This is a genomic window from Brevundimonas sp. EYE_349 (genome assembly GCF_023147505.1).
In the GTDB taxonomy this organism is placed as follows: Bacteria; Pseudomonadota; Alphaproteobacteria; order Caulobacterales; family Caulobacteraceae; genus Brevundimonas.
This window is the reverse complement of the sequence record NZ_JAHXPB010000001.1, coordinates 221156-232387: the sequence shown is the minus strand read 5'-3', so window position 1 is coordinate 232387 and position 11232 is coordinate 221156. Positions and strand designations below refer to the sequence as shown.

General features: G+C 65.9%; 12 protein-coding genes. 2 read left to right on the top strand and 10 right to left on the bottom strand.

Annotated features, from left to right (window positions below; all coding sequences use genetic code 11):
- Positions 1–32 precede the first annotated feature (32 nt).
- Together KZX42_RS01275 and msrA are read left to right on the top strand one after the other, a co-directional pair.
- Positions 33–341, top strand: a complete 309-nt coding sequence (locus tag KZX42_RS01275) for a hypothetical protein (protein ID WP_248116319.1) — start codon at positions 33–35, stop codon at positions 339–341.
- Positions 342–429: 88 nt separating this feature from the next.
- Complete coding sequence (gene msrA / locus KZX42_RS01270) at positions 430–1032, top strand: peptide-methionine (S)-S-oxide reductase MsrA (protein ID WP_248116317.1); 603 nt, start codon at positions 430–432, stop codon at positions 1030–1032.
- On the opposite strand, the gene KZX42_RS01265 is transcribed toward msrA, so the two are convergent.
- The 10 genes from KZX42_RS01265 to KZX42_RS01220 all read right to left on the bottom strand — a co-directional run bounded on the left by KZX42_RS01265 (position 1033) and on the right by KZX42_RS01220 (position 11228).
- Entirely contained in the window at positions 1033–1737 is a 705-nt protein-coding gene (locus tag KZX42_RS01265; protein ID WP_248116315.1) for an ABC transporter ATP-binding protein, read from the bottom strand.
- Positions 1730–3010, bottom strand: a complete 1281-nt coding sequence (locus tag KZX42_RS01260) for a lipoprotein-releasing ABC transporter permease subunit (protein WP_248117250.1) — start codon at positions 3008–3010, stop codon at positions 1730–1732. The genes KZX42_RS01265 and KZX42_RS01260 overlap by 8 nt, the downstream gene beginning before the upstream one ends.
- A gap of 2 nt (positions 3011–3012) precedes the next feature.
- Positions 3013–4329, bottom strand: coding sequence for a proline--tRNA ligase (gene proS / locus KZX42_RS01255; protein WP_248116314.1), 1317 nt, complete (start codon positions 4327–4329; stop codon positions 3013–3015).
- A 77-nt stretch (positions 4330–4406) separates the two neighbouring features.
- Positions 4407–4673 (bottom strand): DUF1467 family protein, encoded by a 267-nt coding sequence (locus tag KZX42_RS01250; protein WP_248116312.1) that lies wholly within the window; start codon positions 4671–4673, stop codon positions 4407–4409.
- A 16-nt stretch (positions 4674–4689) separates the two neighbouring features.
- Complete coding sequence (locus KZX42_RS01245) at positions 4690–5028, bottom strand: DUF3088 family protein (RefSeq protein WP_248116309.1); 339 nt, start codon at positions 5026–5028, stop codon at positions 4690–4692.
- Positions 5029–5074: 46 nt separating this feature from the next.
- Positions 5075–6748, bottom strand: coding sequence for a ribonuclease J (locus KZX42_RS01240; protein ID WP_248116307.1), 1674 nt, complete (start codon positions 6746–6748; stop codon positions 5075–5077).
- Positions 6749–7528 carry a type III pantothenate kinase gene (locus KZX42_RS01235; protein WP_045811217.1) on the bottom strand — a complete coding sequence of 260 codons (780 nt, stop codon included), beginning with the start codon at positions 7526–7528 and terminating at the stop codon, positions 6749–6751.
- Complete coding sequence (locus tag KZX42_RS01230; RefSeq protein ID WP_045811218.1) at positions 7525–8289, bottom strand: biotin--[acetyl-CoA-carboxylase] ligase; 765 nt, start codon at positions 8287–8289, stop codon at positions 7525–7527. The genes KZX42_RS01235 and KZX42_RS01230 overlap by 4 nt, the downstream gene beginning before the upstream one ends.
- A gap of 4 nt (positions 8290–8293) precedes the next feature.
- Complete coding sequence (gene nuoN / locus KZX42_RS01225; protein WP_248116305.1) at positions 8294–9736, bottom strand: NADH-quinone oxidoreductase subunit NuoN; 1443 nt, start codon at positions 9734–9736, stop codon at positions 8294–8296.
- A 7-nt stretch (positions 9737–9743) separates the two neighbouring features.
- On the bottom strand, positions 9744–11228 hold the full coding sequence (locus KZX42_RS01220; RefSeq protein ID WP_248116303.1) for an NADH-quinone oxidoreductase subunit M: 1485 nt from the start codon (positions 11226–11228) through the stop codon (positions 9744–9746).
- Positions 11229–11232 lie beyond the last annotated feature (4 nt).

Genomic DNA, 11232 nt, shown 5'->3' with positions numbered 1-11232 from the left:
ACATCCTGCGCCGCGCCACCATGGCAAACCCGATGCGGCGCTGCATCATCCCCAGAAGAACGGCGAACCGATGGTCGCGAGACTGGAAAACAGCGCCTCATCGTCTGAACTTGATTGAACCTATTGATGTTCGTCGACGCATTTCAGACGCCAACGCCCACCGGATCCTTCCTCAGACGGCGGTGACACTGAACGCCAACGTCCAGACCATCCAGACGAAACCGCCGCAGCAGGCCAACGACAACATATCCCTCATCAAACGCGGCATGGCTTTCCCGACCTCGAAAATGTTCTCTCTCTGTTCTATGTTCCCTGTGCGTTCTCGTCAAGCGCAGCGGTGATCGCCGCGACGGTCAGCCGATGCCTGCGGCCTGAAACCGAACGGCTGTCGCCCACGTATTCCTGACCAGACAACAACAGGTAATGGCGATGCGGTTTGGGGTTTCCATTCTGGCGGGAGCGGCTTTGCTGGCGTCGCCGGTCGTCTATGCTCAGTCCCGTGCGCCGGACCTGCGGACGGCGATCTTCGCGGGCGGCTGTTTCTGGTCGGAGGAAAAGGCGTTCGAAGACGTGCCCGGCGTGCGGTCCGCCGTGTCGGGCTTTGTCGGCGGCCACACCGCCAATCCGACCTATGAGCAGGTGGTGCGCGGCGGGACCGGCCATATGGAGGCGGTGCAGGTCACCTTCGATCCGCGCGTCGTCAGCTATCGCGCCCTGGTCGATCGCTACTGGCGCACCATCGACCCGACCGATCCAAACGGTCAGTTCTGCGATCAGGGCCCATCCTATCGTGCGGCGGTCTTCGCTACGGACCAGCAGCGGGCCGATGCGGTCGCCTCCCGCGATGCGGCGATGCGGGTGTTGAGAAAGAGCTTCACCACCCCGGTCGTCGGCGTCCAGCGCTTCTGGCCGGCGGCCGAAGAGCATCAGAACTACGCCAAACGCCACGCCGCCAGCTATCAGGCCTATCGGATCGGTTGCCGCCGGCCGGAACGGCTGCGCGCCATCTGGGGCGACGCCGCCGTCAGTTGATCAATAGGCGTGGCTTTCGGCCGCGCGCTCTTCCAGATGGCCGTCGCGCAGGGCGAAGACCCTGTCCATATGACCGGCCAACTCCATATTGTGCGTGGCGATCAGGGCGGCGACGCCCGTGGTCTTGGCCAGGTCGCGCAGGGCCTCGAACACCGACTGGCTGGTGATCGGGTCAAGGTTGCCTGTCGGCTCGTCGGCCAGCAGCAGGCGTGGACCGTTGGCCAGGGCGCGGGCGATGGCGACGCGCTGCTGCTCGCCGCCCGACAGTTGCGCCGGTTGGTGCGTCAGGCGCTCGCCCAGGCCGAGCGCCGTCAAGGTGACTTCAGCGCGCTTGCGGGCCTCATCCTGCCCCAGGCCGGCGATCCGCATCGGCAAGGCGACGTTGTCGCGGGCGTCGAACTCGGGCAGCAGATGGTGGAACTGATAGACGAAGCCGATCCGGCCCAGGCGCAGCCGGGTGCGCGCGCGCTCGTCCAGATCGCCGACCTGTTCGCCATCGATGGCCACCGTACCGCTGGTCGGCTTTTCCAACAGACCGGCGGCGTGCAGCAGTGACGACTTGCCGGACCCCGACGGTCCGATCAGCCCGACCAGTTCGCCCGGAAACACGTCCAGATCGACGCCCTTCAAAACGGTCAGTCCGCCCTGGGCCGTGGGATAGGTGCGGGTCAGGCCGCGCACCGACAGGATGGGAGCCTTACTCATAGCGGAGCGCCTCCACGGGATCGATGCGCGACGCATTCCACGACGGCGGCAGGCTGGCGATACAGCTCATCAGCAACGACCAGAAGGCGACCCAGGTCACGTCGATCGGATCGACCAGGGCAGGAATGGCGTCCAGCATATAGACGTCGGAATCGAACAGCTTGGTCTGAAGCGCCCACTCCAGGAAATGCTGGATCGCGCCGATGTTCCAGCAGAACAGCAGGCCCAGCAGCAGTCCGGCCAGTGTGCCCGCCACGCCGATCATGGCGCCGGCCATGAAGAAGACGCGCAGGATCGCCGACGGGCTGGCGCCGATGGTGCGCAGGATGGCGATGTCGCGCCCCTTGTTCTTCACCAGCATGACGATGCCGGAGATGATGTTCATGGCGGCGATGGCGACGACCAGGCCCAGGATGATGCTCATGGCCACCCGCTCGACCTTCAGCGCGCCATAGAAGGCGGCGAGGCGTTCGCGCCAGTCGCTGACGACCGAGCCGGGGCCGGCGGCGGCGCGTATGGCGGGCGTCAGGGTGCCGACCTGATCGGGGTCATCGACCTTGATCTCGATGGCGTCCCAGACGCCTTCCTTGCCGAAGAACAGCTGCTGCTGCTCCAGCGGCATGAACATGAAGGCGCGGTCGTAATCGGCGGCGCCCGAACGGAACAGGCCGCCCACGAAATAGGTCTTCTCCAGACCGCCCAAATTGCCGAAGGCGCTGTCGGCGCCGGTCGGCGAATAGACGGTGATCGCGTCGCCGACCCGAATGCCCAGCGAGTTGGCCAGGGCCGCGCCGATCAGGACGCGGTCGCCGCCATAGGCGCCCTTGCCGAAGCTATCGCGCTCCTGCGGCGACAGGCTGTCGAACACATACTGCGTCTTGGCCAGGTCCTGCGGACGAATGCCCTTGACCATCACCCCGGTCGTATAGCTGCCTACGCGGATCAGGCTCTGCGCCTCGTTCAGCGGATTGACGCTATAGACGCCGGGGATGGCCTCGATCTTCTTGAGGACCGCATCCCGATCCGGCGACGTCAGGACCGGCCCCTGAACATACATGTGCCCGTTGAAGGCCAGCATTCGGCCCAGCAGCTCGCTGCGGAAGCCGGACATGATGCTCATTACGCTGATCAGCACGGCGACGGCCAGCATGATGCCGATGAAGCTGATGACGGCGATGGTGGCCACCCCGCCCTCCTTGCGCTTAGCGCGCAGGTAGCGAAGGGCCAGGCCGATCTCCCAGGAGGAGAAGGCGCCGGACGGTTGGGACGGCAGGCTCAAGCGGTCAGCCTTTCGATGGCTTCGGCCAGGGCGACCGAGACCTTCTCGCCGGTGGCGCGGCGCTTCAGCTCGACCACGCCGTCCGCCAGACCTTTCGGCCCGATGGTCAACTGCCACGGCACGCCGATCAGGTCGGCGGTGGCGAACTTGCCGCCCGGACGCTCGTCGGTGTCGTCGTACAGCACATCCTTGCCCAGGGCTTCCAGCTGGGCGACCGCATCTTCGCAGGCGGCCGAGACGGCGGCGTCGTTGGCGCGCAGATTGATGACCACGACATCAAAGGGCGCGACGGCGTCGGGCCAGATGATGCCGCCCTCGTCGTGGCTGGCCTCGATGATGGCGCCGAGCAGGCGCGACACCCCGACGCCATAGCTGCCCATATGGACCTCGGTGTCCTGACCGTCCGGCCCGGCGACCTTGGCCTTCATCGGCGCGGAATATTTGGTGCCGAAATAGAAGATGTGGCCGACCTCGATGCCGCGGGCCGACAGACGGTCGCTTTCGGCGGTCTGGGCTTCGAACTGGGCCTGGTCGTGCATTTCCTCGGTCGCGGCGTACAGCGCCGTGCGCTCGTCGAACACGGCCTGCAGCGCCTCGGCGTCCAGATCGTGTCCGGGCGGCGCCATCTCGACCAGCTTGCGGTCGCAGAAGACCTCGCTCTCGCCGGTTTCGGCCAGAACGATGAACTCGTGGCTCAGGTCGCCGCCGATGGGGCCGGTATCGGCGCGCATCGGCACGGCCTTCAGGCCGATACGGGCGAAGGTGTTCAGATAGGCCGTGAACATACGGTTGTAGGCGGTGCGGGCCGACGCCTCGTCCAGATCGAACGAATAGGCGTCCTTCATCAGGAACTCGCGGCCGCGCATCACGCCAAAGCGCGGGCGGCGCTCGTCGCGGAACTTCCACTGAATGTGAAACAGGTTCAGCGGCAGCGACTTGTAGGATTTCACATAGGCCCGGAAGATGTCGGTGACCATCTCCTCGTTCGTGGGGCCGTACAGCAGTTCGCGCTCATGCCGGTCAGTGATGCGCAGCATCTCGGGGCCATAGGCGTCGTAGCGGCCGCTCTCGCGCCACAGGTCGGCCAGTTGCAGGGTCGGCATCAGCAGTTCGACCGCCCCTGCCCGCGTCTGCTCCTCGCGCACAATCTGCTCGATCTTGCGCAGCACCTTCAGACCCAGCGGCAGCCAGGCGTAGATGCCGGCGGCCTCCTGCTTGATCATGCCGGCGCGCAGCATCAGCTGGTGCGAGACGATCTGGGCGTCCGAAGGGGCTTCCTTCAGCGTGGGCAGGAAAAAGCGCGACAGGCGCATGATCGGGAATCCTAGGCGTAGAGACGGAACAAGGCTTTAGCCGCTGGAGCGGGGCGAAAGCTAGACCGGCTTGCGGTTTAGACTGCAGGCGCGTGCGAGAAGTCCGGCAGCGGCAGCCAGCCGGTGAAGATCAGCACCATGACGAAGGCCCAGACGATCGCCGAGACCCAGGTGGTGGTCAGGAACTTTTTCTTCAGGTTCGGCGTGCGGGGCGCGCCCCATTGGGCGCCGTCGGTCGGCGGCTCGTGGGTTTCCTGCGAGGTGCCGAGCGGCAGGACGGCGAACAGCACCGTCCACCAGACGATGATGTAGATGCCGATCATGGTCAGCGGGCCGATGGGCATGACGGGCCTCTTTGCTTCAGGGATGCGGGCGGCCGACGCCGTAGCGGGCCGCCAGATAGGGGGCGATGGCGTGATCCTGCAGGAAACGCCGCCCGGTCGCCGCGCTGACCTGCGCGTCGGGCCAGTCCAGTTCGCCGTCCAGGATCAGGATCGGACAGCTCTGATGCGCCTCGCCCACCTGTTCGATCACCGGCGGTCGCGGCTTCGCATGGTCCAGATAGACCACGTTCAGCGCCTCGCGCAGTCGCGGATAGAAGGCCAGAACGCCCTCGATATAGGCGCCGGGCGGGCAGAACCACGGCCCGCCCTGATCGTCGTGCCAGTCGGGATTCAGCAGAAAGAGCGTCTCGGCCATGCCTCAGCCTATAGCCGATGCGGGCGGCCTGTCGCGACCGCTAATCTCAGACGCGCAGGACGACGGTCTCGACGATGGGACGGCGATCCCAGACCTGCTGACTGGCCTTCTTCAGCACGCGGGCGATGGCCTGTTCCACCACCATCTCGTCCTCCGGCGCCTCGCCCTTCAGGTTCTTGACCACCTGTTCGACGCGCTCGGCCAGGTCGTCCAGCACATCGCCCAGCGGCTTCTGCAGGTCGCCCGGCAGGCCCACGCTGCGGATGTCGATGTCGCTGACGATCCGGCCGCGCTTGTCCAGGGCGAAGCTGACGATCAGCACGCCGTTGGTCGAGGCGTGCCGACGCTCCTTCAGCGCCTCGCCCTGTTCGGTGACCAGCATCCCGCCGTCGACATACAGGCGGCCGTTCGGCACTTCGTCGATGATCTGTGCCGGTCCGGGCGCCAGACGCACCATGTCGCCGTTGCGCGGCGTGACAGTCTCCTGAACGCCGACCTCCTTGGCCAGGTTGGCGTGTTCGAGCAGGAAGCGTCGAACGCCATGGGTCGGCACCGCGATCTGCGGCCGCGCCCATTCGTACATCTGCTTCAGCTCGTCGCGGCAGGGGTGGCCCGAGACGTGGATGCCGGGGTGATCCTTCTCGGTGTAGAGGCGCACGCCGCGATCCGCGAGCCGGTCCTGCAGATTGCCGATGGCCAGTTCGTTGCCCGGGATCTGGCGCGACGAGAAGATGCAGTGATCGCCCAGGCCCAGCTTGACCGTCGGGTGTGTCCCATCGGCGACGCGCGACAGGGCCGCCCTCGCCTCGCCCTGGCTGCCGGTGCACAGATAAAGGATCTGATCGGCGGGCCAGACGCGGGCCTCTTCGTCCGACAGGAAGGGTTTGACGTCCTGCAGCATGCCGACGTGCTTGGCCGCCGCCGTGATCCGGTGCATCGACCGGCCGGCCAGGGCGACACGACGCCCACAGGCCTCGGCCGCGCGGATCACGCTGTCCATCCGGGCGACGTTGGAGGCGAAACAGCCCACGGCGACGCGGCCCTTCAGGCTGGCGATCAGCTTGGAGATGGCGACGGCGACATCGCCCTCGGACCCGGCGACGCCCGGCACGAAGACGTTGGTGGAATCGCACACCATGGCCAGCACGCCCTCGTCGCCCAGGGCGCGAATGGCGGGGGCGTCGGTCTTGGTCCCGATCACCGGTTGGTCGTCGATCTTCCAGTCGCCGGTGTGGAACACCATCCCCAGCGGGGTGTCGATGGCCAGGCCGCTTGGTTCGGCGATCGAGTGGGTCATGTTGACGAAGGTGACGCCGAACGAACCGATGTCGACCGTGCCGCCCAGCGGAACCTCGATCAGTTCGACCTGATCCAGGATGCCGCGCTCGCGCAGCTTGTCGCGGATCAGATAGGCCGTGAAGGGCGTGGCGTAGATCGGCGCCTTGATGCGCGGCCACAGCCAGCCCAGGGCGCCGATATGGTCCTCATGCGCGTGGGTCAGGACGATGCCCTTGATCGTCTCGCCCTGCAGATAGGTCGGATCGGGCACGATCACGTCCACGCCCGGCGTGGACAGATCTCCGAAGGTGACGCCGACATCGACGATCAGCCATTCACGGTTCGCCTCCGGGCCGAAGCCATAGGCGTTCAGGTTCATACCGACCTCGTCCGAGCCGCCCAGCGGCAGGAAAACGAGTTCGTCTTGGTTTTGCTTTTTCATTCAGTCAGTCAAATGGGCGTTACGACGCCAGATTGCGAGGAGGCCGCGAATGGTCAGGTCGGAATCGAAGTGGTCGATGCTGTCGGTCGCGCCTTCGAACAGGCTGGCGACGCCGCCGGTGCCGATGACCGTCATGGGTCGACCCCACTCGGCCTTGATGCGCGCGACCAGGCCCTCGATCAACGAAATATAGCCCCAGAAAACGCCCGACTGCATGGCCTCGACCGTGCCGCGCCCGATGACGTTTTCAGGCCGCTGGATGGCGATGCGCGGCAGTTTGGCCGCCGCCTCGTGCAGGGCTTGCAGCGACAGATTGATGCCCGGCGCGATCAGCCCGCCCTCGAAGGCGCCGTCGTGCGCCACGATGTCGAAGGTCGTCGCCGTGCCGCTGTCGATCACGATCAGGTCGCCCGAATACAGCAGCTTGGCTCCAATGGCGTTGACCAGACGGTCGGCGCCGGCCTCGCTGGGCTTGGCGATCCGCACGTCGATGCCCAGGTCGACATTCTCACCGATCACCAGCGGCTCGATGTTTAGATAACGGCGCGCCAGGTTGCGCAGATTGAAGATCGACTGCGGCACGACGCTGGAGATAATGCAGCCGGTCAGGTCGGCGACCGCCAACCCCTTCATGACCATCAACTGGTTCAGCCAGACGGCGTATTCGTCCGCCGTGCGGCTGGCCTCGGTGGCGGCGCGCCATTGGGCGATCCATTCCGATCCGTCGTGAACGGCGAACAACGTATTGGTGTTGCCCTGCTCGATGGCCAAAAGCATCAGACGGCACCGACGTTGGGCGCCGAACCGAAGAAGACGTCGCCAGCGGAAATCAGGCGCGCCGAACCATCGGCGAGACGCAGGCGCAAGGCGCCGTCCGGCTCCACGCCCTCGGCCAGACCCTCAACGGTTTCGTTGTCCAAACGCGCGACGCACGGGCCGTTCAACCCGGTCAGGCGACTGGTCCAGGCGTCCAGCACCGGCTCGAAGCCCAGCGTCTGCCAGCGTCCCCACCAGACCGCGAAAGTTTCGGCCAAAATCTCGGCGGCGGCCTCGATGGGCGGCGCGAACGCATGATCTTCCCGCAGCTTTTCGGACATCGCCGCCGCGGCGGTTTCAGTGCCTTCGGGAGCGTGGGTCAGGTTCACGCCGATGCCGATGCCCAGCCAGAGCCCGCCCGACGCATGGACCCCGCTCTCCACCAGGATGCCGGACACCTTGCGTCCGTCCAGCAGGACGTCGTTCGGCCATTTGATGGACACCAGCGCGGGCGACACGAAAACATCCAGCAGATCCGCAACCGCCAACGCGGCGATGAACGTCGCCTGCGCCGCTTCTCGCGGTGTCGCATGAACCCTGATCAACAGTGTCGCGGCCAGATTGCCCGGCTTGTCCACCCAGGCCCGGCCCCGGCGGCCACGCCCCGCGGTCTGACGGCGCGCGATGATCCACTTCGGACCGACCTCGCCGGCCTCCGCCAGCCGTCGGGCCTCCGAGAGCGTCGAGTCGATCTCGTCGAGGATGACCAAGGGGGCGGGCGTCAACGCCCTACCCGTTCCCGAAGCCGGCGCTCGCGGCCTTGGTCAGCGGCTCCAGCCAGGTCAGACCCACGATGACCAGAGGGAAGGCGAAGGCCGCGCAGGCCCAGCCGATCCACTTGGCCTCGACCGGCGCGGCGTCGGTGGCGATGTCATCCACGGGGGCATCGAACCACATCAGCTTGATGATGCGCAGATAGTAGAAGGCGGCGACGACCGAAGCCACCAGACCCGCGGCCGCGACCGGCCACAGGCCCGCATCGGCGGCGGCGCCGAACACATAGTACTTGCCCCAGAAGCCCGAGAACGGCGGCATCCCCAGCACCGACAGCGACAGCACCGTCAGGGCGACGGCGGTCAGCGGGCGGTCCTTCTTCAGACCGGCCAGATCCGCAATGCGGCGGATCGGACGGCCCGACTTGGACAGCGACAGCAGAATGGCGAAGAAGCCCAGCTGATCAATGACGTAAAGGGTCATGAACATCAGCATGGCCTGCAGGCCCTCGGCCGTGCCCGCCGCGACGCCCAGCAGGGCGTAACCGATGTTGGCGATCGACGAATAGGCCAGCAGGCGCTGGATGTCCTTCTGGGCCAGACCGCCGAAGGCGCCGACGACGAAGCTGATCAGCGAAATGGCGATCAGGACCTGCGACCACTGGGCGTGGGCGTCGCCGAAGCCATGCTCCAGCGCGCGGGCGATCAGGACCATGGCCGCCACCTTGGGCGCCGTGGCGAACAGGGCCACGACCGGCGTCGGCGCGCCCTCATAGACGTCGGGCGTCCACATGTGGAACGGCGCGGCCGAAACCTTGAACGCCAGACCGCAGATCAGGAAGACCAGACCGAAGATCAGGCCGGGGCCGGGGTTGTCGGCGGCGAAGGCGGCGATGTCCTCGAACCGCATCGAACCGGCGAAACCGTAGATCAGGCTCGAGCCGTAAAGCAGCAGGCCCGACGACAGGGCGCCAAGGACGAAATACTTCAGGCCCGCTTCCGACGCCTTGACGTCGTTGCGGTGGAAGGCCGCCAGAACATACAGGGCCAGCGAGTGCAGCTCGATCCCGACATACATGGAGATCAGGTCGCCCGACGACGCCATCATCCCCATGCCGGCGGAGGCCAGCACGATCAGGACCGGATATTCGAACTTGGCGATGCGCGTACGCTTCATCCAGCCGTCACCCAGCACGACCGCCACGGCGGCCGACAGATAGATCAGGCTCTTGGCGTAGATGGCCAGCGGATCGGCTACATAGGCCCCGTTGAAGGCGACGCCCCACGGGCCGACGATGGCGATGACCGAGGCGGCGATCAGCAGCAGGACCGACAGGATCGACACCAGCCGGGCGCTCTTGTCGCCGACGAAGGCGCCGACCATCAGCAGGACCAGGGCGCCGACCGCAAGGGTGACTTCCGAGGCGGCGAGATGCAGGGCGGAGGACAGATCAGGCATTATGGTCTCACCCGCCGATCGCGGCGCGATAGGCGCTGGTCAGGGCCTCGACGGCGGGCCCGGTGTAATCGAGGACGGAGGCCGGATGGACCCCCAGCCAGAGCGTGCCGACGATCAGCGGCACGAACAGCAGCAGTTCGCGCTTGTCGATGTCGGTGATGGTCTCCAGCTTCGGATTGGTGATCTCGCCGAACATGACCGCGCGGTACAGGGTCAGGGCATAGACCGCCGAGAAGATCACGCCCGAGGCCGCGACCAGCGCCGCCCAGGTCGAGGCCTGATAGGCGCCCGTCATGGTCAATACTTCGCCGATGAAGCCCGAGGTGCCCGGCAGGCCGACGTTGGCCATGGTGAACATCAGGAAGATGGCCGCGTACCACGGCATCTTGGACGTCAGTCCGCCGTAGAAGGCGATCTCGCGGGTGTGCATCCGGTCGTAGACGACGCCGACACACAGGAACAGCGCGCCTGAAATCAGGCCGTGGCTGATCATCTGGAAGATGGCGCCCTGCATGCCGATGTCGTTGCCCGAGAAGATGCCCAAGGTGACGAACCCCATGTGGGCGACCGACGAATAGGCGATCAGCTTCTTGATGTCCGTCTGACGCCAGGCGACCAGCGACGTATAGACGATGGCGATCACCGACAGGGTGAAGACCAGCGGCCGGAACATCTCCGACGCCATCGGGAACATCGGCACGTTGAACAGGATGAAGCCGTATCCGCCCAGCTTCAGCAGAATGCCCGCCAGGATGACCGAACCGGCCGTCGGCGCCTGAACGTGGGCGTCGGGCAGCCAGGTGTGGACCGGCCACATCGGCATCTTGACCGCGAACGAGGCGAAGAAGGCCAGCCACAGGATCGGCTGAACGGCCGGATCGAAGGCGAAACGCTTCAGCTCGGGAATGCTGGTGGTGCCCGCTTCATGCGCCATCCACAGCATGGCCAGCAGCATCAGCACCGACCCCAGCAGCGTGTATAGGAAGAACTTGTAGGCCGCGTAGATCCGGTTCTGACCGCCCCAGATGCCGATGATCAGGAACATCGGGACCAGGGTGCCTTCGAAGAAGATGTAGAAGAGGAACAGGTCCAGCGAGGTGAACACCCCGATGACCAGCGTCTCCAGCACCAGGAAGGCGATCATATATTCGACGACGCGCGTCTCGACCGACTTCCAGCTGGCCAGGATGCAGATCGGCATCAGGAAGGCGGTCAGCAGGACGAACAGGACCGAAATCCCGTCCACGCCCAGGTGATAGCTGGCGCCGGCGAACCACGGCGCAAACTCCACGAACTGATAGGCGGTGTCAGCCGGGTCGAAGCCAGAGACCAGCACGACCGAAACCGCCAGCACGACCAGGGTCGTGATCAGGGCGATCCAGCGGGCGGCCGGCGCGGTCGCATCGGCCGACTTGGACGTCAGCCGAGCGGCGAAGATCGCCAGGGCGCCGACCAGGGGCAGGAATGTAACGAGGCTCAGGATGTAGGGCACGAGA